The sequence below is a fragment of the Ornithinibacillus caprae genome, from assembly GCF_009728145.1.
GTDB lineage: Bacteria > Bacillota > Bacilli > Bacillales > Amphibacillaceae > Ornithinibacillus > Ornithinibacillus caprae.
Window position 1 is genome coordinate 83,367 of record NZ_WOCA01000002.1, and the last position, 25,964, is coordinate 109,330.

Sequence of the window (25,964 nt, forward strand, 5' to 3'; positions counted from 1 at the left end):
AGGGGAATACGTTGTCTAAATCCGTAGCGGCAAATCCATCTAAACAAGGATTTAATCGTAAAAAACTAATCAGTAAATTCATTTCCTATTTCTTTTTACTTCTATTAACGTGTATTACGATTGTTCCATTTATTTGGACAGTCTCGATCTCGTTAAAAGGACAAAATGACGTTATCTTTTCGATACCGCCACAATTCATTCCAAATACATTTACATTAGAGAACTTTATAACGGTGTGGAATACGTTACCGATTCCTAGATATCTACTTAACACCGTATTTCTTACCTTTTTTGGAGTGGTATTACCGTTAATATTCTGTTCCTTTGCTGCTTATCCGTTAGCGAGAATGAAATTTAAAGGAATGAATTTAATTTTTATCTTAATTATTGCAACGATGATGATCCCAAATGAGGTAACGATGATTCCGGTGTATCTTGTTATTGATAAGTTAGGTTTAATGGGAACCTATACAGGTATTATTATCACCGGAGCGATTACACCATTAGGGATATTCTTAATGAGGCAAGGATTTAAGGAAATTCCTAGGGAAATAGAAGAATCAGCCGTTATTGATGGAGCAAATGTATGGCAGATTTTTTGGAAGCTGATGTTTCCAATGGTAAAACCAATGCTAGGAGTGCTTGCGATTTTATGTTTTATTTCATCCTGGAATAACTTCCTATGGCCATTACTAATCCTAGATGATCCTAATAAATATCCTATTACATTAGGACTCTATCAATTGCAAGGCGCGTTTTCAGCGAATACCAGATTAATAGCTGCTGGAGCATTGATTGCATTAATCCCTGTCATTGTTGTGTTCATTGCATTCCAGCGTTACTTTATTGAAGCTGCATATTCAAGTTCTGTGAAAGGTTAAATGGAGAAGGTTGTGAGATGAATGAATCTAGTAACGACTATATTTGAGGCTTTTGAATGGTTCATGCGCTTGGTTAAATTAAATGTAATCTTGTTGTTGGCTAGTATAAGTGGTCTTGTTTTATTTAGTTTGTTTCCTGCTGTTGCAGCTTCATTTGCAGTAGCAGATCAATGGACTAAAGGAAATACGGATATATCCGTTTGGAAGGAATTCTGGAAAAACTTTAAGGCTTATTATGTCCGATCACAGATAGTAGGGTATCTGATTGGTAGTTTCGTTCTAATTATTTCTGTTGACTTAAAATTTTTTAATCAAGTAGATGTGTTCATGATTAAAATTCCAGTCATGACCGTTTTAGTTATATTACTTATCGGGATAGCAATTACAATTCTTTATATCTATCCAACAATGTTATCCTTCGATCTTACAGTTAAAAAATTGTTTAAAACATCTTTTTTCACAGGACTGTCTTACATTCATTGGAGCCTCTTTAACTTATTAGGAATTGTTGGAATGTTACTTGTATCCTATAGGTTTCCAGGTGTGCTATTCTTTTTAACTGGAAGTGGAATCATCCTATGGATGGCATGTATGAATCATATTGTACGAATGAAGTTAGATCGAAGGTATGAAGAATTGACTTCTTGAGATAGAACAATAGAAAATTACAAACTGTGGTGAAGTATATGGAGAAAACTAAAATTTTAAAGCAAATAAAGGGGAAGCTAATCGTTTCCTGTCAAGCACTCGAGAATGAACCATTACATGGATCCGATATCATGGCTAAAATGGCGTTGGCTGCTGACATTGGTGGAGCAGTTGCAATTCGAGCAAACGGGAGTGATGATATTGCTGCCATTAAACAGGTGACTAAGCTTCCTATTATTGGACTCGTAAAGCGGATTTATTCAGGTAGTGATGTGTATATAACACCAACTAAAAAGGAAGTAGATGAGCTCCTCCAAGTTGGAGTGGACATGATTGCAATTGATGCCACTGTGCGAGACAGACCAAATGAGGAATCTCTTCCGGATTTGATTCAGTATATGAAAGCGCATGACCAACTCATCTTAGCAGATATTTCTACGGTTGAAGAAGGGATCCATGCAATAGATCTTGGTGCTGATTTTGTTTCAACGACTTTATCAGGATATACAGAATACACCAAAAGAGAGCAGTCAGGACCCGATATAGAATTAGTGGAAAAGCTAGTACATGCAACGGATGCTCCTGTATTTGCAGAAGGACGTATTGAGAGTCCAACGGTAGCAAAACAAATGATTCAAAAAGGTGCACATACGGTCGTAGTTGGATCGGCAATAACGAGACCACAGTGTATTACCAAATCCTTTGTGGATGGGCTTAGTGATTAAATTGTTTAGTACTCCAATACGATATGGGAGGAGGGTAGGGAGTAATTTTTCTGGAGTAGATATATATCAATATAGATTAAGGAAGTGGTGTAATAAATGAAGAAGAAAAAGATGATGAAGTTTTTTTCAGCAATGATTGTCACCATGGTAGTCCTTTTTACATCTATACCTATTCACGCAGATAATGGCTCTCCAAAAGATTTAGTAGAAAATATAGTAAAAAACAAAAATATGAAAGCAAGAATTCTGTGGTATGATCTTAGCGCAAATCTAGATAGCCTAGATACACCGGAAAAAGTAGCTGACATTGTTGCTAAAACAGCACAAGCAAATATTAATACGATCGTACTTGATGTGAAGAATCGGAGCGGTTTTGTACCATATCCGAGTGAATATTCCCCGCATTTGAGTGAATCACAAAATCCTAACTATAATTGGTATCCGGAAGATTATGATTTGATTGAAACAGTTTTAGAGGAAGCAAAAAAGTATGATATTGAGGTTCATTTAAATATAAATGTATTCTCGGCAGGAGACATTGTTTATAATGAAGGTCCAGCAATTGATAATCCAGATTGGCAAACAATTGTTTATGATGTCAATCGAATTGTTACAGAGGAAAATGGGAATACGTACCCAATCCACGGCTTCGATCAATCTAGGGGCACGAATCAATTAATCATCTACACACCAGAAAATAATGACGTTGCTCCTGTTAATCGTTGGGGCATCGATGTAGTGGTTGAGAATGATACAGTTGTCGACATTATTGACCAAGCAATTACCGGTGCCGAAGAAGTGCCTGTTCCGGAGAATGGTTACGTCGTGTCTGGCCATGGGGAAGCAAGACAATGGATATTAGATAATGTGGAGGTAGGAGAACAACTTGATATTGCAAGTGTGGATACCCAGCTGAAGCCAGTATCCGAAACAACAGGACCAGCAGCATTTATGAATCCGATTAACCCAGACGTTAGAGATTACACGTGGAATGTCATTGAAGAGTTAGTAGAGAACTATGATATTGATGGAATAACGCTTGATCGTGCAAGATACAATAACATCTATACGGACTTCAGTGATTTGAGTCGAGAGAAATTTGAAGAATCGATTGGGCAAGAAATCGTGAACTGGCCAGAAGATATTTTTACAGTCGAATTTGAAGGCGATGAGAAAGTTATTCAACCTGGGCCATACTATCAAGAGTGGATTAAATGGCGTGCACAAAACATCCATGATTATTTTGAAGCAACCAAGAACTTTTTACGTGATTTAGATTCTGATGTACTATTTAACACGTATGTCGGTTCGTGGCACCCACTTTACTATAGTGAAGGTGTTAACTGGGGGAGTAAAGATTATCACCCAGAATACGATTGGGCAGCAGAGAATTACAATGAAACAGGGTACGCAAACCACCTTGACTTCCTCATGACAGGTCTATACTATGGCGATGTTACCATCGATGAACTAGAAGGAAGATTACCTTATTGGTATAGTGTAGAAGGTGCTGCAGATTTAAGTATGGAAGCAACCCAGTATGATACCTTCGTATATGGAAGTCTGTATTTAATTCAATACCAGGATCGACCGGAAGATTTCAAACGGGCTATTGAAATGATTGAAGAAAAAATGCATGGTATTATGCTGTTTGATCTAGTATATATCGAAATGTATGATTGGTGGCCATTATTAGAGGAAGTATTTGATAAAGAAACGACCATACCACATTCCGTACCAGGATTTTTACAAAAACTAAGATCCTATTAAATAAGAGAAGGCGAACCTTTTTCGCCTTCTTACCACTTTACATTGGTACCCCTCGTAAAAAAACTTGTACGATATAGGAAGAATAATTATAGAAAAGGCGGTAAACATGATGAAAAAGCCAATTACTGAGATAATTAATAGTTACTTTCCAAGTCTGACAAACTCAGAACAAAAGGTGGCAACGTTTGTATTGAATAACTTGGAAAATGTTATATTTTATTCTGTAACGGACTTAGCAGATGAAGCTGGAGTGGGTGAAACAACCGTCCTTCGCTTTTGCCGAAAAATAGGTCTGAAGGGTTATCAAGAATTTAAACTAACGATTGCACAAAATCTATCAGAGGAAAAGAAAGATAAGAATGGTTCAGATTCTGGTAATATCATTCAATCCATTGCAAACAATTCGGTTTATGCGATAGAAAATACGGCTTCGATGATTAGCGAAGAGGATCTAAACAAAGCTATAGAGCTTTTACAAGGTGCGAAATCCATACATATTTTTGGCGTAGGAAGTTCAGGTATAACAGCAGTAGATGCAAAAAGTAGATTATTACGAATCGGCATTCAAGCAAGTGCTATTACAGATTCCCATTTACAAGCAATGTCAGCTGCAACACTATCAGACCAGGATGTCGTTATCGCACTAAGTATTTCTGGTAGTACAAGAGATACGATCGAATCGGTCAAAATTGCCAAGGATAATGGAGCAAAAATAATTGCAATTACGTATTATTCTCGTTCTCCAATTACACAGTTTGCTGATGTTGTATTAGTTGGCGGTGCTAAAGAATCTCCACTAGAAGGTGGATCTTTGACAGCTAAAATATCACAGCTATTTGTCGTTGACCTACTATGCACAGGCATGGCACTAATCCAAAAAGATAGATCCCTTGAGATGAAAAATAAGACAGCGAAGGCAGTTGTTAGTAAGATTTATTAAGGGGGGAGTGTACGTGCGTGGCACGGTAACTTCATATATCCTTAGTAAAAAACAATCATTTAATAGATGGTTGTTTTTTGTTATTTGGGGACGTTTTGGGGGGGAGTATGGTTTAAGTTTGAGGGGGAGTGGATTAAGTTTGGGAGGGTGTGGCTCAAGTTTTGAGGGGAGTGGGGATCAACATTCGAGCTGTGTCGCTCAACTCTGCAATGTCTTCATCTTACTCATCTCTTTTTTAATTTGTTTTGCTTTCATAGGGTAGTTATAAAGAATATTGAAGTACTAAATTCTTTTTATAAGAAATGGGTTCTATTTATATTGTAAAAATATTCTAAAACTTCTATAATAGGTATTACGAACTATCTAGATTTTACTTCACTTTTCTCATGTAAAACACAACGGAGGTGAATTTTGTAAGCGTTTACTATTGATAGAATGATAGAGAGGTGCAGAAATGAATCAAGTAAGAAGAACATGTAGCTTTTTGGTAGTGATAACGTTATTCCTATCTGTATTTATACCGCAAGTAGCATTTGCGGATGAAGGGGAGAAAAACTTATATTATGTAGCTTTAGGAGATTCCCTCGCAGCTGGAACTGATTATAACAACCAACTTGGAAATGGGTATCCAGATTACATAACGGAAAGTCTAAATGAATACACCGACTTTGATGTAAATCTAAACAATATGGGTGTTCCAGGATATCGAACAGACCAAGTGTTAGAGCAAATTAGTGATCCAGAAGTGTTAGCAGAATTGGCTGCAGCGGACATTATTACGCTAAGTGCTGGTGCGAATGACGTATTACAGGCGGTCAATATTAAGGAAGTTGATTTCAGTGATCCAGAACAGGTTGCAGAAGTGATTCAAATTGCTACTGAAAAAATGGAACAAGTAGCTGCAAATATTTCCACTACAATTGCAACGATCAAACAAGTTAATCCAGATGTATTGGTCTATGTAATGGGTTATTACAATGCTTTGCCTTATATGGATGAAGGTGCCCAAGCATATATTCTCACATTAATTGATGGGTTGAATAGCGGAATCGCTGGTGGAGCACAAGCTATGGGTGCTACATTTGTACCGACATTTGATGCATTCGATGGAAAATATGAAGACTACCTACCTAACGAAGAAAATATCCACCCGAATGAAGCTGGATATAGAGCTCTTTCACAACTGTTCCTACCATTTATTTATCAAGATATTGGTGAAGGTGGATGGATATTTAATGCCGGAGAACCGGAAGTACACCATCTAGGAAGCTCTTATTATGTAGACACAAATACTCTTAATGTCTATGAAAAAGTAGACTACGAATGGCAGCTGGTAGGAAATTATAATGATGGTTCCGGAAAAGTTGGTGAACTCGAACTACTGTATGGAAGCGGAATTCCACCAAGGGATGCAGGGGAAGTTGGCCAGCTGTACTTAGATGTTGGCCTTAAATATCTTTATGTAAAAGAAGAAGCTGGCTGGGCTGGTTTAATAGATTTAAATACGATGGAAGCAATTGATAATCCTAGTTATCCCGATCAGATTTTCATAGATCAAGAAAGTCTAGATGCTGTAGAAGAAAATGGAGTATTATCTATTGCATTACGTGGACAAGCTACCACGAGTGAGGTCGTTTTAACTCGTGAACAAATCCAGCTATTGAACGAAAAAAATGCCATGATTACGATTCATAATGGTGAGGTTGCACTCCAAATACCACCATCTGTACTTAACGACACAAAAGAAGAGGCGGTTATTACAGTCGAAAACCTCGGTGGGCACTCTGGAAGTTTAAGTGATGTATATGATTTTACGATAAGTATAGACGGCACTACGATCAGTGAGTTTGAAGAGGGAATTGCAGTAGCATTCAAGGTTGACGAAGCGAAAGTTACAAATACTGATTATGTAAAAGTTTTCTACTTCAATGAAGACGCTAGTGAATGGGAATTAATTGGTGGCGAATATGAAGATGGTGCTGTAGTTGCTATAACAAACCACTTCAGCAAATTCGCTGTGTTTGAGCATGAAAAGGAAGATGAAGAAGATACAAACGATGAGAATGAAGAAGGAAATAATGATCAAAAAGAAAATGAAAATGGTAATGAAGATCCTAAAGAAAAGGAGGAAAAAGAAGGTTCACCTGGAGCAAAAAACAAGAAGTCGAGCGGAGATAAAAAGGAGCAAACAGGGAAAAAACTTCCAGACACAGCAACCAATATGTATTCCATCCTTTTAGCAGGAGTTCTATTTACCCTTGCTGGACTTGCACTATATCTCTTTGCACGTAGAAAAGTAGCATAGTTTGAAGTGAGAGTCGCCTCCCTATTGTGAAGGGAAGGTGACTCTTTTTGTGTAGGACGAGTATGAACGGATGGGACAGTGTTCCCGACCCCATGTCCCAAACGGACGGGACAGTGTTCCCGACCCCATGTCCCATTCCCGACCCCCGTGTCCCACAAAAAAAGAGAACCTTTCCAGGCTCTCTTTCTAAATTTAATAGAATCTTTTAAATCCTTCAAAATGCTTTTTCCAATAGGAATTGTTTAAGCTTGTCACTTGTACGCCACCTGAGCTAGCGTGGATGAATTCGTTATTGCCAATATAAATACCGACATGTGAGATTCCTGCTTTATACGTTCCCTCGAAAAATACGAGGTCACCAATTTTAGGAGTGTTTACATAATAGGATCGGCTATAGTAGCCCTCACTGGAATAGCGTTTGATATCCATTCCTGCCTGCTTATAGGCATAATAGATGAATCCACTACAATCGAATCCAGAAGGAGTGGTTCCTCCCCATGCATAAGATGCACCTACTTGATTCTTCGCTACTTTTACTAGACTATCCACGTTATAGCTAACATCGGTTGAAGCTGGTGCCTGATCTTTTGGAGTGCTTGTAGCAGGTGTGCTACTACCGATGTTAAGCTTTTGTCCAATTAAGATAAGGTCGGATTTTAAATTGTTCCAGTTTTTGATTTGAGCAACGGTTACTTTATGTTCGGAGGCAATTCTAGATAATGAATCACCAGATTTTACGGTGTATACAACAGAAGAGCCGACTTTTTCTGCAGGCTTTTCGGATGTTTTTTTCTCCGTTGAGCTATTTGATTTTTGTTCTGTTGCTGTAGTCTTACTTACAACTAGCTTATTACCAGGGTAAATAAGTGTTGAATTTAAATTGTTCCATTTCATCAAGTCAGAAAGCGAAATCTTATACTTGGAAGCAATACCACTTAACGTGTCTCCTGATTTAACCGTGTATGTAGATGTAGAAGTACTATTACTCGATGATGTGCTGCTGTTTGATGAACTGTTCTTAGAAGTAGTAGATTTTTTCTCTGTTTCTAGGACTTGGTTTGGAAAGATCACATCACTAGTTAAATTGTTGATAGATTTCAGTTGTGAAACGCTAGTGTCAAACTTCTGAGCGATCACCCACAGTGAATCTCCACTTTGGACCTTGTAACTCGCTGCCTCAGCTTCTTCTGCCCCAAGAAATGCAGAAGCAATAAATGCTGTAGCAGTTACCGACATAAATATTTTCTTATTGGCCAATAAAAGTACCTCCTTTAAGGGAATCTATTATTTTCTATATTATACTACAACCCTTGTAGAAATTAGTAGATTTTTGGCAGAAATTGGTCAAAAATTAACAATCTATCTTTTTATGTTTATAAACGGGAAAAACATTTATTATCTAGTTGGTAATTTTCGTTATTTAATTTTTGCATAGGCAAAGCAAAGCTTTATTCATACTTCCACCCAATAAAATGAATTTTTCCTTATTGGAAGGAATTTTTAATTCGTTGTATCTTTAGAAATAAAGGAGGATTTCCATGAATATTCGAACTCGTCAAGTACCATTACCACTGCAAAAATTACAAGCAGTAATTCCACGCTTGCAACCAGGGTTCCAAAATTATGCTGCTTTATGCTATGAGGAGAGAAACAGGTTAAGAGGCTTTGAAGGGGAGAAGGAGATAGACTATTATTTAAACTTACTAGCCAATCGCTGTACCATCCTTCAAGATGTCTATTTGAAAGTCAATGGAAAATCATTTCAATTGGATTCAGTACTTGCAACAAGACGTGCTTGCTACTTAATTGAAAGCAAAAATTACAGTAAAAGAGTTTTGCTTGATACTGTACTAAAACAATGCATTCTTTCTAATGGAAAAGTAGAAACTGGAGTTAACTATCCTATTACCCAAGCAGAAAACCATAAAATCCAGTTCGAGAATTTTCTGGCGAAGCATAATTTGCCTGATGTTCCAGTATATTTCTTTGTCGCTTTAAGTGACCCAGGAACGATTATTGAAGTAAAAGGAGATGATCAAGAGATTGTCAATAAAGTCACCCACGGAGAACAACTACCAAAAATGATATTGGATATTGATAGTAAGCTAGAAGATAGATTCCAGGATTACAAACTAGGTAAAACCATTCTGAGAGAATGTGGAGAATTCGACTTTGACATACTTAATAAATATGGTGTTAAAACGACAGATATCATGCCAGGTGTTCAATGCCCTAAATGTGGACATATTGGAATGGCTCGCACCTATGCTTACTGGGAATGTCAAAGTTGCAAATGCCGCTCAAAAAATGCCCATGTAAAAGCAGTCAGCGATTATCTGCTACTTATAAATCCTTATATAACAAACAAAGAATGCAGGCGTTTTTTACGAATTACCTCCAAAAGCCTAGCAACGAGAATACTTAAAGAGTGCAATTTAATTTATCAAAAACAACATAAAAGATGGTATCAACATCCTTCACATACTATAACTTGAGCAACACCCCAAAAAAGTTAATCCACCACACTCCAAAGTTGAGCGACCCTCACCAAAAGTTGATCCACCACACCCCAAAGTTGAGCGCCCCCCACCAAAAGTTGATCCACCACACTCCAAAGTTGATCCACCACACCCGAAAGTTGAGCGCCCCCCACCAAAAGTTGATCCACCATCCCCCAAAGTTGAGCGCCCCCCACCAAAAGTTAATCCATCACACTCCAAAGTTGATCCGCCCCCACCAAAAGTTGATCCACACCCCCCCAAAAGTTGAGCGCCACCCGCCAAAACAACCTCCCACCCCCTCCTAGTAATTCGACACTATTTTCCAAAAAGTGATACTACATTTGACCTAGTTATGTTATAATTTCCTTTGTATTATTAAATAAAATTATAATGGTTTTATATATTTGGGGGTTAAGTAATGGAAGAAACGATTTCCTTGAAGGAAATATTTGAGGTTCTTAAGAAGCGTGTTGGTCTGATTATTGGTTTGATCATTGGGGCTGCGTTGATTAGTGGTGTGGTTACTTATTTCTTTATTACGCCTACCTATCAATCTAGTTCACAGTTTATTGTTAACCAGCAGCAACAGGATCCGAATATGCAGTATAGTGTGAATGATGTGCGTTTGAATGTTGAATTGATTAATACTTATAATGAAATTATTAGAAGCCCTCGTATTCTTGATTTGGTTATTGAGGAGTTGAATTTGTCTTTATCTAGTGGACAGTTGCAAGATAAGATGCAGGTTGCTACTTCAAATAATTCACAGGTGGTGACCGTAACTGCTACTGATACGGATCCTGAGCTTGCGACGGAGATTGCGAATACGACGGTTCAGGTGTTCCAGGATGAGATTCCTGATTTAATGAATGTGGATAATGTGCATGTTTTATCGCCTGCTGTGACTCCTGCAAATCCTTCTCCGGTTAATCCGAAGCCGATGCTTAATATTGCGATTGCGATTGTGCTTGGAGCTATGGTTGGTGTTGGGATTGCTTTCTTATTAGAGTATCTTGATACGACGGTTAAGACGGAAGATGATATTGAGAAGCGTTTGGGTGTACCGGTGCTTGGTACGATAAGTCATGTTGATGATTCGGATCTTCGTGTAGAAAGCTTGCATAAAAAAGCTTCTAGAAGACAGAGGGGAGCGTAATGGTATGGTACGTAGAAAAAAACAGTCTAAATTAAGTAGTGCTCGTCATTTAATAGCCAAATTAAATCCGAAGTCTCCAATTTCTGAGCAATACCGGACGTTACGTACGAACTTGGATTTTTCTTCTGTTGATGAAAAGTTACAAACGATTCTTGTTACGTCAGCTGGGCCGAGCGAGGGGAAATCATCTACGATTTCGAATTTGGCAGTTGTTTATGCGCAGCAAGGGAAACGAGTCCTCCTTGTTGATGCAGATTTGCGTAAGCCGACCATGCATTATACGTTCCGAATGGATAACTTACGTGGGTTAAGTAATATTTTAGTAGGTGATACCACTATTGAAGATGCGACCGCTGATGGTGGTGTAGCAGGTTTAGATATCATCGGATGTGGTCCGATTCCTCCTAATCCATCTGAACTTCTAGGTTCTAAACGTATGGAAAAATTCATAGCGGATGCGCGCGAGAGATATGATGTGATACTGTTTGATGCACCCCCAGTACTTGCGGTAACCGATGCGCAAATTCTTGCTAACAACTGTGATGGATCCCTGCTAGTAATCCGTAGTAAAAAGACAGATATCGAAGGTGCGAAGAAATCGATCGAAGCATTAAAACCTGCTAAAGCGAAGCTGCTTGGTACGGTTCTGAATGATAGGGAGAAAAAAGCAGCGAACTATTATTACTATTATGGTAATAACTAGTGATTAACCACTATGACCATTTGAATATATTCTTTATAAAGAACTGTCCAGTTTTATAACTTGGGCAGTTTTTTTCTATTTTCCCTTTAAAACCCTTGATAAACACAAAAGTTTAATTATGTATACTTTTTCCATTTTATCTGCTATAATGAACAATATAGTTAAAATTAACTAGTACAATTGTAGGTATTTGTCGAACGGTTTTGTGCTAATATTCTGTTAGTTCGACAATGTTACTAGGTTACATATGATAGTGTTACTTGAAAAAGGGGTGGGAATATGATTGATATACATTGTCACATTTTGCCTGGTGTAGATGATGGGGCTAGGACAATTACGGAAAGCATTGCGATGGCACGTGAGGCAAACATACAAGGTATACAAAAAATAATTGCTACACCACACCATCAGAATGGAGCTTTTACGAATTCGGCATTGGATGTTATGGAAGCAGTGAATCTATTAAATGAACAGCTACAATCTACAAATATCCCAGTAGAAATTTTACCTGGACAGGAAACGAGAATCTATGGGGATATGGTGAAAGGATTAAAAACGGGTGATGTGTTACCGCTCAATGAGACAAGCCGATATGTGTTTGTGGAACTGCCTGAGAGTCATGTGCCACAATACACGTCACAATTACTATTTGATATTCAAATAGTAGGGTATATCCCAATTATTTCAAATGTGGAACGAAATCAAGAGTTATTTGAGAATCCGGACAAGCTTTATCGACTCGTCAAAAATGGCGCGGTAACAGAAATGAATGCAGCGAGTGTTGTTGGGAAGGCTGGAAAAAAGGTACAAAAATTCACCCAGCAGTTACTACAAGCAAATTTAGCTCACTTTATTGGATCTAATGCACATAACTTAAAAAAACGTGGCTTTTATTTACGTGATGCATTCGAGGAGATCGGAAGGACATTTGGAAGTACGTATTCCTATCAACTAATGGAAAATAGTGAAGCGGTTGTAAGTGGGCTTGCATTACATAAAGAGGAACCAGAACGGATTGCTAGTCAAAAAATATGGAAGATATTTAGCAGATAAATAGAGAGCTAGATACGTGATCAAGGGGGAGCGGTATCTAGCTTTTTTAATGCACAAAAGCATTCAATGGCTACACTTGGTTACCAATTGCTCCGATTGTAAAACAAGCATAAAAAACTATATTGAATGTACCTCCTCACCCAAAACAACAATTCAATTTCTAGATAAAAATAAGCCACTAGACTATAATTGTAGAGTAAAAAGTCCCCACATGCCTGGTGACGTAGGTATTTGGGCTTTCGATTGTAAGAGGAGGTGTTCGGTTGCAAACAACAGGATGGGAACGAACAAGTAAAAAGGAACCGAGGCAATACTCCGCTAACGTATTATGGGTAACTGGTGTGGCATTTACCTTTCTAATCGCAGCATTCGGTTATATGCTTGCGCTAGTACCAGGGTTTACGTATGTTGGACAGTTAGGGAGTGCGATTATCCTAGCGATTGTTTACCGGCAAATCTTTGGTTACCCTGAGGCGATTCGGTCCGGGGTTACGTTTTCGGCTAAGAAGTTATTACGTTTAGCTATTATATTATATGGTTTACGGTTAAATATCGGCATTGTACTTAGTGATGGGTTAGGCTTATTGCTACGGGATGCTATTATCATTTTCCTGTCGATCATGCTCACGATTTGGCTTGCTAAAGTAATGAAGGCTAATGCGAATATTTCATTATTACTTGGTGTTGGAACAGGTGTGTGTGGAGCGGCTGCGATTGCTGCTGTTGCACCAATCATTAAAGCCAAGGATGAGGATACAGCAATTGGTGTTGGTATCATCGCATTAATGGGAACTATTTTTTCTATTATCTATACGATCATCCGTCCAATCCTGCCAATGACTGATGTGGACTATGGGATCTGGTCGGGGATGAGTTTACATGAATTAGCACATGTTGCCTTAGCGGCGGCACCTGCTGGTGAGGACGCGCTTGCGATGGCACTGCTTGCGAAGCTAGGTCGTGTGTTTCTACTCGTTCCACTGTGTTTCATCCTCATCTATATGATGAAACGGAAAAAAAGTGCTAATGATGAAGATCAAACAAAAATTGCTTTCCCATGGTTTCTCATCGGTTTTATTGTTATGAGTATTTTAGGAAGTTATGTTTTCGGTCCGGTAGTACCAGTATCAGAAGCTGGTTTAGAAACGGTATATACGTTAACGACATGGCTATTAACGGCGGCGATGGTTGGATTAGGTTTAAGTGTTAGTCTCGACGAAGTTCGTAAAAAAGCGATGAAACCGCTTATTGCGATGACTTTGGTTTCAATCGTTGTATCGCTGTTAGCATTTGTACTCGTATAGTATTTTTCATGCCCCTCATGTAAATGGAGGGGGCTTTCTATTTAACAGTATTCATATAAAAATTTTAACAGATTTTCCCTATAAAACACATTAAATCTTCAATAACCTACGAAAATAATGAGAATTTTCCCACTTTTAAATAAGTATGTAAAATTATGTAGTTTTTTGATATACTAGAACTACCAATTAACAGGAAGTGAACCTTTTGATAGATATTCATAGTCATATATTACCTGGTATTGATGATGGCGCGAAAACATTTACAGATAGCTTAGTGATGGCTCAAGCAGCAGTGAAACAGGGGATCCACACTATCCTTGCGACACCTCATCATCAAAATGGTAAATATATCAATGAAAAACCTGATATTACTTCTTTAGTCAAGAAATTGAATGAAGAATTACAGAAGGAAAGTATCCCATTAACCGTTCTGGTAGGGCAGGAAACTCGTATTCATGGGGACATGATTCACGAACTAGAAACGGGGAAAATGGCTACATTAAATGATACAAAATATGTATTCGTTGAATTTCCTTCTAGCCAAGTACCACGATATGCGAAGCAGATGCTATTTGACATGCAGGTTGCTGGCTACACTCCGATTATTGTTCACCCGGAGAGAAATCAACAGATCATGGAGCAACCGTCGATATTATTTGATTTTGTTCAAAAAGGGGCACTTACCCAGGTAACCGCTGCGAGTATTGTTGGGAAATTTGGGAAAAATATTAAGAAATTTTCTCATCAATTAGTAGATGCAAATCTAACTCACTTTCTTGCATCGGATGCACATAATACGACATCAAGAGGCTTTGTCATGCGGGAAGCCTACCAAGTACTTCGAAATGAGCATGGAAATGCAGCGTTCTATATGTTTATGGAAAACACTCAGTTTCTAATTGAAGGTCAAAACGTCATCCGAGAACAACCAGAAATGATCAAGAAGAAAAAGTTTCTTGGGATATTTTAGCGCTTAGAAAAAGTGTAACTAAGGCATCACCATAAAGGCTTGGTGAATGCCTGGTTTTCTATATTGTATATTCATGTATGTATGCTTAATCAGTGGGAATAATAAAATCCTCACTGATTTCATGTTATATTGCACATAATCCTAAAGGAGTAGTTAATTTTCACTGATGAAATCAGTGCGTGAACATGTGAAATATACCAACGTGTTTATTTTTCTTTATTCAATTTCGGTGTTTGCTTTAATGCTCTAACGTTATAAAAATAGAAATAAGGGTGTCATACATGATAAAGGTTTTACTAGTGGAAAAGCAGCGTTTATTCCGTAGGGGGATAGAGGCGTTAATCAGCGCAGAGCAAGACATGAAAGTCGTTGGCATGGCAGAAGACGGAAATTCAGCGCTAGAACAGGTTGCTACATTAAATCCTGATGTTGTTTTAATCGATATTCATATGCCGAATTTGAGTGGGATCCACACTGCTGCACGAATTAAACAACAATTTAGTGGGGTAAGAGTAGTATTTCTTACTTCCGAGGTGGAAAAGGAACTAATTATTCGAGCGATTACAATAGGTGATGGATTCTTATTAAAGGATCTTTATCCGGATAACTTATATCAAGCAATCCGGGATGCTTATCGTGGACAAGTGGTGCTTTCAGGGGATGTAGCTACAATTTTAGTGAACACAATCCGTGAGCTAACCATGGATTCTAAGAATGTACTTTCAATTAGACTTCAAAATAGAGGGATTCATTTAACGCCTAGGGAATTAGATATAGCTATATTGTTAATAGAAGGAAAAACAAATAAACAGATTGCTCATACTTTCCATTTATCCGGTGGTACGGTTAAAAATTATATTAGTGACCTTTATATGAAGCTTGATATCCGAAATCGTAATGAAGTGATCAAATACTTAACGGGTCTTATCGATGGTGGAGTACCCAGATGAAAGTGATTTTTAGATAATGACTTACTTTTTATTAGTGCATAATTTTTTAATTCCGACAAACTTCTACGGATTTATGACTTTTTCTGAAAAAAGTCACTATTACACATGATTGGGTATTTAGTATGATTGTTTTGTGACTAGATCGGTATAACATTTTAGGTGAAAATACCTATTATATTATAACTTTTTAGTTGTGATGTGATAACATTTTGAGCTTAAACAGAAAGTTGTCCAAGCTATAACTTACAGAGTGGGTGGTTTGGGATTGAATGATAGAGATAATATTAATGAATCAAACGCCTTTTATGCGGTTGATTCAAGAGCGAATTAGTTTACTAGAAGGTATTCAAGTTCTTGCGTTTCAAGAAATTAGCATGGAACTGATTCACTATGTTCATGCTGATATTGTTGTGTTTGATTTAGATGAATATATAGACAAACGGGAAAAACCCCATATCCCAGCAGTTAACAATCAGATGATTGTAGGTGTTACGGAGAGTGTAGATCAGCTACAGTTGTTAGGGTGGCTAGAGGCTGGAATGGATAGTTTATTATTTAAAGAGGATCAGACATTAGAAAATTTGGATGGTATTTTTCATTCGATAACAGTTGGGAATTGCTATATTCCACCTTTTGTGGTTTCCACTCTTTTGATGGAAATGGACAAGCTAAAGTCAATTGATCATGGAAAGTTTCGTACAGAATTACAGAACAATAAATACCACCTAACTCCAAAAGAAGCAGAAATTGCTTATTTAATGAAACGAGATTTAACAAATAATGAGATTGCTAGAGTGATAGGGATTTCAGAAGGAACCGTAAAAGTACATATTAGTCATATTTATAAGAAGTTAGGGATGAAAAAAAGAAAAGCAGTTGTGGAGCTGTTAAGGACAATATAACTCCACAACTGATAGGAAAGGGGTGTCTATCATGAGCTATAAAAAAAGATTGTTATTTTTAATTCTCCTCGATTCAATAATTGTCATGTTTGCTATCTTTGCTGCCTCGTGGATTGTTTATCCTAATACTCCAGTAAATGCTGAGAATTTATTCGTTTTAATTGTCACTTCGATATCATTATTATTTTTCCATCATTTTTATGCATTTATTTATAAGTTATATAACAAGGTTTGGGCGTATGCGAGTGTTGGGGAATTATTAACAATTGTAAGAGCTGTTACATTGTCAATTGTGACAACAGGTGTAATTCAGTATCTGGCAAATGGCTTCGATTTGTATCGACGAGCATTAATTGTGACCTGGTTATTGCATATTATTTTGATTGGTGGCTCACGTTTTGTGTGGCGGGTTTATCGTGATCGTTATATCACAACGGATAAGGATAAAAAGCGCACTTTAATTGTAGGAGCAGGTGCTGCTGGTACAATGATCGCTCGACAGTTACATCAAAATCATGATAACAATGAGCTTCTTCCGGTTGCGTTTGTTGATGATGATATGGGTAAGTGGAGAATGGAAATTTATGGTTTACCAGTTTTAGGCAGTGTGAGGGATATTGGAAGGATCGTAGAAAATCACCAAATTGATCATGTGGTAATTGCTATTCCTTCCTTGAAAAACGGGGAACTGCAACAAATTGTTGCCAAATGTAATGAAACAAAAGCAGTAGTTCAGATGATCCCAAAAATTGAGGATTTAATGACTGGAAAAGTGTCTGTAAGTAACCTGAAAAATGTTGAAGTAGAAGATGTTCTTGGACGTGAGCCTGTTGAGCTAGACATTCATGCGATCTCAGAGTATGTTACAGAGAATACCGTGATGGTAACTGGTGCTGGTGGATCGATTGGATCAGAGATTTGTAGACAGTTAATGAATTTCACACCGAAAAAGATAGTCCTTGTTGGTCATGGGGAATTCAGTATTTATACGATCGATATGGAGCTTCGTGAAAAATATAGTACGACTAATATTGAGATTGTTCCTGTGATTGGGGATGTTCAAGATCGTAAACGAATGTTTGATGTGATAAAAGAACATCAACCTACGATCATCTACCATGCTGCAGCACATAAGCATGTGCCGTTGATGGAATATAATCCGCATGAGGCTGTTAAAAACAATGTGATTGGTACGAGAAATGTTGCTCATGCAGCTGATGCTGGTGGTGTGGGTACTTTTGTTCTCGTTTCTACGGATAAAGCTGTTAATCCTACCAATGTGATGGGTGCTACGAAGCGCGTTGCTGAAATGGTAGTACAGGATATGGCGAAGCATAGTGATACGAAATTTGTAGCTGTTCGTTTTGGTAATGTACTCGGTAGCCGTGGTAGTGTTATTCCCCTTTTTAAAAAGCAGATTGAAAAAGGTGGTCCTGTAACGGTTACTCATCCAGAAATGACAAGGTATTTTATGACGATACCTGAAGCTTCTCGGCTTGTGATACAGGCTGGTACGCTTGCTCGTGGTGGAGAGATCTTTGTACTAGATATGGGAGAGCCAGTTAAAATAGTAGATTTGGCTAGGAATCTGATTAGGTTGTCCGGATACTCAGAAGATGAGATTCCAATTGAGTTTAGTGGAATACGGCCTGGGGAGAAGATGTATGAGGAGCTTCTGAATGAGAAGGAAGTTCATCCAGGGGCGGTTTATGAGAAAATTTATGTTGGTAAGACGGTTGATGTGGATTCACGTGCACTTGATCGTTTGGTAGATAGTTTTGGAGAGTATGATTCTGTTCAGCTTAAGAATGAGTTGATGGGAATTGTGTTTGCGGAGCGGGAAGTATTGGCTGCGAGAGGGTCTTAATTTTATTTCTTAATAATTATAAATATAGTATCTGAACCTTTCGGTTCTTTGTTAATATGATGATGGGGGATTATGTTATGAGAACAGTAAAAAAAGCTATTATACCAGCTGCTGGATTGGGGACTAGATTCTTGCCAGCTACAAAAGCAATGCCAAAGGAAATGTTACCGATAGTAGATAAGCCTACGATTCAATATATTGTGGAGGAAGCGATTGAGTCTGGTATTGAAGATATTATTATTGTTACTGGTAAAGGGAAGCGTGCGATTGAGGATCATTTTGATCATAATTTTGAACTAGAGGATAATTTAGTTAAAAAAGAGAAGTTTGAGATGCTAGAAAAAGTTCGTCATGCTTCAGATGTTGACATTCATTATATTCGTCAAAAAGATCCTAAAGGATTAGGTCATGCTGTTTGGTGTGCGCGTAAGTTTATAGGAAATGAACCATTTGCAGTGTTGTTAGGTGATGACATTGTTCAAGCTGAAACTCCAGGACTAAGACAGTTGATTCAGCAGTTTGAAGAGACGCAACGTTCTGTTGTAGGTGTTCAGCAGGTATCTGAAGATGAAACTCATCGTTATGGAATTGTTGACCCTAGTACGGTTGAAGGACGTCGGTATAGAGTTAATAACTTTGTAGAAAAGCCTGCACAGGGTACTGCTCCTTCTAATTTGGCTATTATGGGTAGGTATGTGTTTACACCAGAAATCTTCGATTTCTTAGATAGACAAGAGATTGGTGCTGGTGGAGAGATTCAATTAACGGATGCAATTCAGATGTTAAATGAATTGCAGAGTGTGTATGCTTATGATTTTGAAGGTAAGCGATATGATGTTGGGGAGAAGTTAGGATTTGTGAAGACGAATATTGAGATGGCATTGGAGAATGAAGAGATTCGGGATGATTTGTTGGAGTATTTGAGTGGGTTGGTTAGTAATAGGGTTGGGGGATAGTTTTTTATCCTACTACTGGTTTAATTGCAAAATTTGTGGAACCTTGCGGTTCATTAGTGATTTTTAGATGTGGCTTCTTACGAAGTCTATATTATAGGTGATGTCTCTTTACCTTTATCAATAGGGGCACTCGGCTATGCTGTGGGTTGAAGGACCTTAGACACCTGTTGTCATTAGTGTGGTGTGAGGTGGGGTTAGATGCCCTGTATTTTTATTACAATTTTTAAATGCACCTAGAAGGTATGACAAAAATGGCTTCATTGGAAATAAGCTATTATAACTGTTGTTTGAGGTGCTTGAGATCATGTGGAAGTTTTGGATAAATAAATTAAAGTTAATATTGGATTTACTTTAATAGAGGCCCTAGCTGTGTTAGCGATATTAAGTATGATTTTATTAATTGCAATTTCAACTATTTTATCAAGTGTTGAGAACGCTGAAGCAGAAGTGTGTAATGCTAATGAAACTATCTGCCATATAGATGGAATAATCTCATATGTGGATGGAGGTGTTATTTGTAGTGAGCATTCTAGTGGAGAACAAGTTGAAGATAATAATGATGGTGTGGATGTTCCGTTTTTGTGAAGTGTGTCAAAAGGTTGGATAGTTGAAAGATGAGTGGGGAGAGAGTATGCACTTGTTACTGAAACAGTGGCCTGTTTTTATTTACGAAATTTGAAAACTTGAATGGTTTATATAATAGGAAGAAACTCGGTTTAGAGTGCTGGATTAGTGAATATCTATTTTGTATTTGCTTGGTGATTGAATAGATACTACGAGGTGGCTATCGGATATAGATAAACACGATATGTATTGTTGAATTATGCGAAAAAGTATAAATTAAACACAATATTTGATTTTGTCTATTTTGTATAATCATACTAAATACTAATATATTAAATGGATTAAAAAAGCTGACGCAAATTTAATGAATAGTTAAAAAACGCAATATATAGTATTAAAACTCAATTAATCATATCAAATGATACAACATATTGATTTTTTTATCTATTTCTCATAGTGAGGGTAAAATACGAGGTGGCTATCAGAAGTAGATAACAATTTTAGTGATTTAGTAGTTGGTTGGAAATAAGGATTCGGATAGTTCCAATTAAGTCCTAACTCACTAAATAACTTTTCAAGGAGTGTTATAGGCATGTATATGAAAATTAAAAGATTGATAGATATTATCCTCTCTTTAATTGGACTTTTAGTATTATCACCGATTTATTTAATTCTTATTGTTGCTATTAAACTTGATTCAAGAGGTCCGGTACTATTTAAGCAAAAACGTGTTGGAATAAACAAAACTCATTTCAACATATTGAAGTTCCGTACTATGCGCATAGATACGCCTAAGGACACTCCAACTCATTTATTAGAGAACCCAGAACAATACATTACTAATATGGGGAAGTTCTTGAGAAAGACTTCTCTTGATGAGCTACCTCAAATTTGGAATATCTTTGTTGGTCAGATGAGTATTATTGGTCCCCGCCCTGCATTGTGGAATCAATATGACTTGATCGCTGAACGTGATAAATATGGAGCCAATGATGTTCCACCAGGGCTAACCGGCTGGGCACAGATTAACGGTCGTGATGAGCTTCCGATTGAGGTAAAGTCCAAGTTAGATGGAGAGTACGTTGAAAGGATTAGTCTCTGGATGGATATAAAGTGCTTCTTTGGGACCATCGTTAGTGTTGTCAAAAGTGACGGTGTTGTTGAAGGTGGGACTGGAACTACAGCGAAGAAAGAAATCGCGAGTAGTAAGGAGAGTATTTCCAAATGAAAAAAATACTGATAACAGGTAAAAATAGTTATGTGGGTATGAGTCTGGAAAAATGGCTTGGAAACAATCCTGATAGTTATTCAATGGATTCGATTAGTTTAAGAGATGATTCGTGGAAGGAAAAAGACTTCTCAGAGTATGATGTGGTGTTTCATGTGGCTGCTGTAGTTCACAAAAAAGAAAGGCCTGAGATGGAAACTTTGTACTTTGAAGTAAATAGGGATTTGTCTGTAGAAGTGGCAAAGAGAGCAAAAGTAGCAGGAGTAAAACAGTTTATTTTCATGAGTACTATGGCAGTTTATGGTGAAGAAGGTAAGCTTGGACAAGAAGTAGTCATTAATCGGAAAACACCGGTTAATCCGAAGACTTTCTATGGATTCAGTAAGGTAGAGGCTGAGGCAGAACTCAATAAGTTAAATGTTGATAATTTCAGAGTTGTTGTATTAAGGCCACCAATGGTATATGGGCCTAACTGTCCTGGAAACTATGCTATGTTAGAAAAAATAGCAGAAAAATCACCAGTGTTTCCAATGATAGAGAATAAGCGGAGCATGCTTCATATAGACAAACTTTGTCAGTCTATTAAGGAATATATTGATAATGAAGTCGAAGGACTATATTTCCCTCAAGATGATGAGTATGTAAATACATGCCTAATGGTAAAAGAGCTAGCAGGGAAGAATGGCAAGTCGATTCATTTATCAAGAGTTGCTGGAATGGTTATAGAGGTAATCGGTAAAAGGGTTAATTTAATCAATAAGGTTTTTGGTAATTTGGTTTATGAAAAAGAGTGAAGATAGGAGTATCTATTTATGGAGCAAATTGATTTGACATTAGCAATTGTTACTTATAACAACTCAAGCATTATTGAAGATACAGTGAAGAGCGTCGTGGAAAACATCCCTACTAACTATTCGTATAAACTGTATATTATCGATAATGATTCAATAGACAATACACTTGATTTAGTTAGAAAAAATAAAGGAAATATTGAAATTGTTGAACTTGGAGTTAATAAAGGGTTTGGCTATGGGCACAATGCAATTCTTGATATTATAAATTCTAAATATCACTTTATTATTAATCCAGATATTAAAATAGAAAACTCTGATCAAATAAAAAAGATAGTTGAATATCTCGATAATAACCAAGATGTAGGAATGCTATCTCCTTTGATATTAAGTCCAGATCTTTCAATTCAATACTTATGTAAGATTAATCCTACTGTCTTTGATATGTTAATTAGAAGAATATCACCTAACCTTTTTAAGCAGAGACAGAACAAATATGTTATGAAGGAATCTGGTTATAATCGTATTATGAGACTTGATTATGCAACTGGTTCTTTTATGGTTTTTAGAACTGACATTTATAAAAAATTAAAAGGCTTCGATGATGCTTTTTTTATGTACTTAGAAGATGCAGATATAACGAGAAGGGTAAATCAAATATCTAAAGCAATCTTCTATCCTGAAGCAAGAGTTATTCATGCTTGGGAGAGAAGTGGTCATAAAAGTTTTAAGTTTGCAAGAATAACAGTACAATCTATGATTATCTATTTTAATAAATGGGGATGGAAATTATTTTAGATAGTCATTAAGTTTGAAGGATAATCCTGTGAAAGGGGAAGTTTTGGTGTGGGAAATAAAGTAAGTGTTGTTATACCAACTTATAAGAGAACTGGTGAACGGCTAACAAAAACAATACAAAGTGTTTTACAACAGACATATAAAAATTTGGAGATTATAGTTGTTGATGATAATGGCAATCCAGAGTATTCAAAGGAATTAGTAAATGCATTAAAAATGTATCCTGAAATTAAATATATCGCTCATAGGGAAAATAGAGGAGCTTGTGAAGCTAGAAACACAGGTATATTAAATAGTGAAGGTGAATTTATTGCTTTTTTGGATGATGATGATACATGGGAGTCAAATAAAATTGAAAAACAGCTTGATAAATTTAACAAGCCAAACATAGGGCTAGTATATTGTGGAATTAAATACTACTATGAGAAAAATGATAAGGTAGAATATAAAAGTGCAATTAAGTATGATGATCCTTGTAGGGAATTGCTAATGCATAATTATATTGGGTCTACTTCCTGTGGAATAGTTAGAAAGACCTGTGCTATAGCAGTAGGAATGTTTGACAAAAATCTCAAGTCAGGTCAGGATCTTGACTTTTGGTATAGAATAGCTGAAAAATACGAGGTTGACTGTGTTGAGGAGTGTCTCCTTAATTATACAATATATACTGAAGATACTATTACTTCTAATATAAATAATAGATTGGAAAGTAATCTTTATTTAAAAGAAAAGTACGGTTCAAGGATTAAACATGACACAGAGTTAATAACAATTTACAACTTGAAGATTTTGAAAGCTTACCTAAAATTAAAACAGCCGATTAAGGCCGCTAAACATATAAAAAAATCTATCATTGAACGAGAGCTTTCATTAAAACATGCTCTTCAATCGATTCTCAGATAGCCTTCTGTAATTTTATATAAAAGAGGTTTATAAAAAATATGATTATTTATTACTTTTTACTCGCAATTACTTATTTTTTTTATATTACTAAACTAAATAACTATAAAATTAATAACACAAATGTATTTCTTTTTATCTTTAGTATTATTTTATTAGTAATTAGCGGCATGAGATACGGAGTAGGAACCGATTTTTTTTCTTATTATAATTATTATTTAAATTTCACTCTTTTGGACGGGGTCTTTGAACCTTTTTATAATATCTTGAATTATTTAAGTTATAGGATTTCTGACAATCCGCAATTTTTAATTTTCATTACTAGTTTCATTATTATAGGATTAGTATATATTTCTATAAACAGATTCTCAATTAATTCAAGCATGAGTGTTGTAATTTTTGTGTTTGGTTTTTTTTACTTTGATTCAATGAATGTAATCAGACAATATATTGCAGCTGTAATTATATTATTTGCAGCACACCAGTACTTACTTAGAAATAAAAATCTATTTTTTATATTTAGTGTTGTTTTAGCTACATTGTTCCACTACAGTGCTGCATTTTCAATTATTATGTTGTTGTTTAAAAAAATAAAATTTAAGAGATATTTTGCAGTACCATATTTAGTTATTGTTGTTATATTAGTTCCTTTTTTGGGACGTATCCAGAATTTTCTTTTTAGCATAGTAAATGAGTTGCCTATTGTTAATGAATATATAGTTTATGATCAGTTTCGAATTAATTTAAATGCTTCACCTTATGATTTTATTCTTTACTCACTGATATTTTTAATAGCTGCATACGCTTTTAATGGGAATTATATAAATGAAAAAAAAGCAGAATATAATTTTTATCTTAATTCAATGGCAGTAGTGGTAGCACTTAAAGCACTATCATTAGAGAATAAATTTTTTGATAGATTAACCCTTTACTTCACTATCTTTATCATATTTTTATTACCATTAACTATTAAAGCGTTAGGTATTAAAGAAAGAAAGAGTATTGAGGTTTTGATAATTGTATTTTTTATGATTTATGCTTTTGTAAGAATATATACAGGTCAAGCAGGTGTTATTAATTACGACATTTTCATAAACCATAAATAATCTGTTGTGATCTTTCACAAAAAATATGTGAGGTTTTAAAAATGTATAATTTTTGTTTTGTAATTTTGCACTACAATGTACTACAAGATACCATCGAATGTGTGGACTCTATAATAAAAATTGCTAGAGATAAAAAAATAGAAATAGTAGTAGTTGATAATAATTCACCAAATAAAAGTGGAAGAGAATTAAAAACAATTTATAAAGAGTATAAAAATGTTCATATAATTGTAAACGCTGAAAATTTGGGCTTTGCAAAAGGAAATAATATTGGGTATGATTTTGCCAAAAATCAACTCAAAGCAGATTTTGTAGCCATAATAAACAATGACACTATGATGATAGATGAGTATTTCGTTGATAAAATTATGACTCTTTTTTTAGAAGAAGAATTTCATATAATGGGACCAGACATAATTACTAAAAACGGTGAACATCAAAACCCTTATAAAGAGAAAGCAGTAAGTTTAGAAGAGGTTGAAAAATTCCTGAAAAATTATAAAATGATTAAAAAAATTAGCAAAGTTAAAATAATGATTAAAAGAATTTTATTTAAAAGTAAATTTTTAATTAATTTAATTAAATCAATAAAAAAAGATAAAAACAAAATTTTTGATTATAAAATATCATATCATAACGTTGTTTTACACGGTTCAGCAATAGTTTATTCTCCTTTATATATTAAAAATGAAAAATATGCTTTTCATCCAGATACCTTTATGTATGTAGAAGAGGATATTTTGTATCATTTATGTTTAATGAAAAATTATATCATAAAATATAACCCTATAACCAAAATATACCATAAGGAAGATTCAGCGACCGATTCTTTATTGAACTCTGATGAGAAAAAACAAGAATTCATTCTAGAAAATCACAAGACTTCATATAAAGTTTTAAGAGACTTATTAAAAAATTCAAAAAATGAGGGGTAAGTGTATATTAT

24 protein-coding genes are annotated in these 25,964 nt (G+C 35.9%); 23 read left to right on the forward strand and 1 reads right to left on the reverse strand.

The features are described 5' to 3' along the window. Positions 1-11 precede the first annotated feature (11 nt). The 6 genes from GMD78_RS03160 to GMD78_RS03185 all read left to right on the forward strand — a co-directional run bounded on the left by GMD78_RS03160 (position 12) and on the right by GMD78_RS03185 (position 7,269). Positions 12-881 carry a carbohydrate ABC transporter permease gene (locus GMD78_RS03160; protein ID WP_155667066.1) on the forward strand — a complete coding sequence of 290 codons (870 nt, stop codon included), beginning with the start codon at positions 12-14 and terminating at the stop codon, positions 879-881. A 21-nt stretch (positions 882-902) separates the two neighbouring features. Further along, positions 903-1,529, forward strand: coding sequence for a YesL family protein (locus GMD78_RS03165; protein ID WP_155667067.1), 627 nt, complete (start codon positions 903-905; stop codon positions 1,527-1,529). Between the two features lie 38 nt (positions 1,530-1,567). Further along, positions 1,568-2,254: an N-acetylmannosamine-6-phosphate 2-epimerase gene (locus GMD78_RS03170; RefSeq protein ID WP_155667068.1), complete on the forward strand. Its 687-nt coding sequence runs from the start codon at positions 1,568-1,570 to the stop codon at positions 2,252-2,254. Positions 2,255-2,350: 96 nt separating this feature from the next. Continuing rightward, the gene (locus tag GMD78_RS03175) at positions 2,351-4,024 is read left to right on the forward strand and encodes an alpha amylase family protein (RefSeq protein WP_155667069.1); all 1,674 of its coding nucleotides are present in this window, start codon (positions 2,351-2,353) and stop codon (positions 4,022-4,024) included. A gap of 109 nt (positions 4,025-4,133) precedes the next feature. Then, entirely contained in the window at positions 4,134-4,964 is an 831-nt protein-coding gene (locus GMD78_RS03180) for a MurR/RpiR family transcriptional regulator (protein WP_155667070.1), read from the forward strand. A gap of 454 nt (positions 4,965-5,418) precedes the next feature. Further along, the gene (locus GMD78_RS03185; protein ID WP_155667071.1) at positions 5,419-7,269 is read left to right on the forward strand and encodes a GDSL-type esterase/lipase family protein; all 1,851 of its coding nucleotides are present in this window, start codon (positions 5,419-5,421) and stop codon (positions 7,267-7,269) included. 192 nt (positions 7,270-7,461) lie between these two features. On the opposite strand, the gene GMD78_RS03190 is transcribed toward GMD78_RS03185, so the two are convergent. Next, on the reverse strand, positions 7,462-8,526 hold the full coding sequence (locus GMD78_RS03190) for a C40 family peptidase (protein ID WP_155667072.1): 1,065 nt from the start codon (positions 8,524-8,526) through the stop codon (positions 7,462-7,464). Positions 8,527-8,807: 281 nt separating this feature from the next. Between GMD78_RS03190 and GMD78_RS03195 the strand changes: the two genes are divergently transcribed. The 17 genes from GMD78_RS03195 to GMD78_RS03275 all read left to right on the forward strand — a co-directional run bounded on the left by GMD78_RS03195 (position 8,808) and on the right by GMD78_RS03275 (position 25,953). Then, complete coding sequence (locus tag GMD78_RS03195) at positions 8,808-9,764, forward strand: nuclease-related domain-containing protein (RefSeq protein WP_155667073.1); 957 nt, start codon at positions 8,808-8,810, stop codon at positions 9,762-9,764. Positions 9,765-10,188: 424 nt separating this feature from the next. Next, positions 10,189-10,926, forward strand: a complete 738-nt coding sequence (locus GMD78_RS03200) for a YveK family protein (RefSeq protein ID WP_155667074.1) — start codon at positions 10,189-10,191, stop codon at positions 10,924-10,926. A gap of 4 nt (positions 10,927-10,930) precedes the next feature. Next, the gene (locus GMD78_RS03205) at positions 10,931-11,629 is read left to right on the forward strand and encodes a CpsD/CapB family tyrosine-protein kinase (RefSeq protein ID WP_155667075.1); all 699 of its coding nucleotides are present in this window, start codon (positions 10,931-10,933) and stop codon (positions 11,627-11,629) included. Between the two features lie 279 nt (positions 11,630-11,908). After that, positions 11,909-12,682 (forward strand): tyrosine-protein phosphatase, encoded by a 774-nt coding sequence (locus GMD78_RS03210; protein WP_155667076.1) that lies wholly within the window; start codon positions 11,909-11,911, stop codon positions 12,680-12,682. 341 nt (positions 12,683-13,023) lie between these two features. Next, positions 13,024-13,986: a YeiH family protein gene (locus GMD78_RS03215; protein ID WP_425495045.1), complete on the forward strand. Its 963-nt coding sequence runs from the start codon at positions 13,024-13,026 to the stop codon at positions 13,984-13,986. Positions 13,987-14,191: 205 nt separating this feature from the next. Continuing rightward, on the forward strand, positions 14,192-14,956 hold the full coding sequence (locus GMD78_RS03220; protein ID WP_155667078.1) for a tyrosine-protein phosphatase: 765 nt from the start codon (positions 14,192-14,194) through the stop codon (positions 14,954-14,956). A gap of 281 nt (positions 14,957-15,237) precedes the next feature. Next, a complete protein-coding gene (locus GMD78_RS03225; protein WP_155667079.1) occupies positions 15,238-15,906 on the forward strand; it encodes a response regulator in 669 nt (222 codons plus the stop codon). Positions 15,907-16,175: 269 nt separating this feature from the next. After that, a complete protein-coding gene (locus tag GMD78_RS03230) occupies positions 16,176-16,808 on the forward strand; it encodes a helix-turn-helix transcriptional regulator (protein ID WP_155667080.1) in 633 nt (210 codons plus the stop codon). A 31-nt stretch (positions 16,809-16,839) separates the two neighbouring features. After that, positions 16,840-18,675 (forward strand): polysaccharide biosynthesis protein, encoded by a 1,836-nt coding sequence (locus GMD78_RS03235; RefSeq protein ID WP_155667081.1) that lies wholly within the window; start codon positions 16,840-16,842, stop codon positions 18,673-18,675. A 77-nt stretch (positions 18,676-18,752) separates the two neighbouring features. Continuing rightward, on the forward strand, positions 18,753-19,631 hold the full coding sequence (galU, locus tag GMD78_RS03240) for a UTP--glucose-1-phosphate uridylyltransferase GalU (protein ID WP_155667082.1): 879 nt from the start codon (positions 18,753-18,755) through the stop codon (positions 19,629-19,631). Between the two features lie 339 nt (positions 19,632-19,970). Next, entirely contained in the window at positions 19,971-20,216 is a 246-nt protein-coding gene (locus GMD78_RS03245) for a type II secretion system protein (protein WP_343042122.1), read from the forward strand. 571 nt (positions 20,217-20,787) lie between these two features. After that, positions 20,788-21,423: a sugar transferase gene (locus GMD78_RS03250; RefSeq protein WP_155667084.1), complete on the forward strand. Its 636-nt coding sequence runs from the start codon at positions 20,788-20,790 to the stop codon at positions 21,421-21,423. Beyond that, on the forward strand, positions 21,420-22,217 hold the full coding sequence (locus GMD78_RS03255; RefSeq protein ID WP_155667085.1) for an NAD-dependent epimerase/dehydratase family protein: 798 nt from the start codon (positions 21,420-21,422) through the stop codon (positions 22,215-22,217). The genes GMD78_RS03250 and GMD78_RS03255 overlap by 4 nt, the downstream gene beginning before the upstream one ends. A gap of 18 nt (positions 22,218-22,235) precedes the next feature. Continuing rightward, positions 22,236-23,012, forward strand: a complete 777-nt coding sequence (locus GMD78_RS03260) for a glycosyltransferase (protein ID WP_155667087.1) — start codon at positions 22,236-22,238, stop codon at positions 23,010-23,012. 48 nt (positions 23,013-23,060) lie between these two features. Next, a complete protein-coding gene (locus GMD78_RS03265; protein ID WP_155667089.1) occupies positions 23,061-23,915 on the forward strand; it encodes a glycosyltransferase in 855 nt (284 codons plus the stop codon). A gap of 38 nt (positions 23,916-23,953) precedes the next feature. Continuing rightward, positions 23,954-25,018 (forward strand): EpsG family protein, encoded by a 1,065-nt coding sequence (locus GMD78_RS03270; RefSeq protein ID WP_155667091.1) that lies wholly within the window; start codon positions 23,954-23,956, stop codon positions 25,016-25,018. A 41-nt stretch (positions 25,019-25,059) separates the two neighbouring features. Further along, a complete protein-coding gene (locus GMD78_RS03275; RefSeq protein ID WP_155667093.1) occupies positions 25,060-25,953 on the forward strand; it encodes a glycosyltransferase in 894 nt (297 codons plus the stop codon). The last annotated feature ends 11 nt before the right edge of the window (positions 25,954-25,964 follow it).

What these genes read in the sequence shown, in the direction of transcription:
- GMD78_RS03235 (WP_155667081.1), top strand. Translation starts at nt 16,840, where the DNA reads ATGAGCTATAAAAAAAGATTGTTATTTTTAATTCTCCTCGATTCAATA.
- GMD78_RS03230 (WP_155667080.1), top strand. Translation starts at nt 16,176, where the DNA reads ATGATAGAGATAATATTAATGAATCAAACGCCTTTTATGCGGTTGATT.
- GMD78_RS03205 (WP_155667075.1), top strand. Translation starts at nt 10,931, where the DNA reads ATGGTACGTAGAAAAAAACAGTCTAAATTAAGTAGTGCTCGTCATTTA.
- GMD78_RS03250 (WP_155667084.1), top strand. Translation starts at nt 20,788, where the DNA reads ATGTATATGAAAATTAAAAGATTGATAGATATTATCCTCTCTTTAATT.
- GMD78_RS03170 (WP_155667068.1), top strand. Translation starts at nt 1,568, where the DNA reads ATGGAGAAAACTAAAATTTTAAAGCAAATAAAGGGGAAGCTAATCGTT.
- GMD78_RS03275 (WP_155667093.1), top strand. Translation starts at nt 25,060, where the DNA reads ATGTATAATTTTTGTTTTGTAATTTTGCACTACAATGTACTACAAGAT.
- GMD78_RS03225 (WP_155667079.1), top strand. Translation starts at nt 15,238, where the DNA reads ATGATAAAGGTTTTACTAGTGGAAAAGCAGCGTTTATTCCGTAGGGGG.
- GMD78_RS03180 (WP_155667070.1), top strand. Translation starts at nt 4,134, where the DNA reads ATGAAAAAGCCAATTACTGAGATAATTAATAGTTACTTTCCAAGTCTG.
- galU (WP_155667082.1), top strand. Translation starts at nt 18,753, where the DNA reads ATGAGAACAGTAAAAAAAGCTATTATACCAGCTGCTGGATTGGGGACT.
- GMD78_RS03260 (WP_155667087.1), top strand. Translation starts at nt 22,236, where the DNA reads ATGGAGCAAATTGATTTGACATTAGCAATTGTTACTTATAACAACTCA.
- GMD78_RS03165 (WP_155667067.1), top strand. Translation starts at nt 903, where the DNA reads ATGAATCTAGTAACGACTATATTTGAGGCTTTTGAATGGTTCATGCGC.
- GMD78_RS03195 (WP_155667073.1), top strand. Translation starts at nt 8,808, where the DNA reads ATGAATATTCGAACTCGTCAAGTACCATTACCACTGCAAAAATTACAA.
- GMD78_RS03175 (WP_155667069.1), top strand. Translation starts at nt 2,351, where the DNA reads ATGAAGAAGAAAAAGATGATGAAGTTTTTTTCAGCAATGATTGTCACC.
- GMD78_RS03270 (WP_155667091.1), top strand. Translation starts at nt 23,954, where the DNA reads ATGATTATTTATTACTTTTTACTCGCAATTACTTATTTTTTTTATATT.
- GMD78_RS03185 (WP_155667071.1), top strand. Translation starts at nt 5,419, where the DNA reads ATGAATCAAGTAAGAAGAACATGTAGCTTTTTGGTAGTGATAACGTTA.
- GMD78_RS03255 (WP_155667085.1), top strand. Translation starts at nt 21,420, where the DNA reads ATGAAAAAAATACTGATAACAGGTAAAAATAGTTATGTGGGTATGAGT.
- GMD78_RS03200 (WP_155667074.1), top strand. Translation starts at nt 10,189, where the DNA reads ATGGAAGAAACGATTTCCTTGAAGGAAATATTTGAGGTTCTTAAGAAG.
- GMD78_RS03210 (WP_155667076.1), top strand. Translation starts at nt 11,909, where the DNA reads ATGATTGATATACATTGTCACATTTTGCCTGGTGTAGATGATGGGGCT.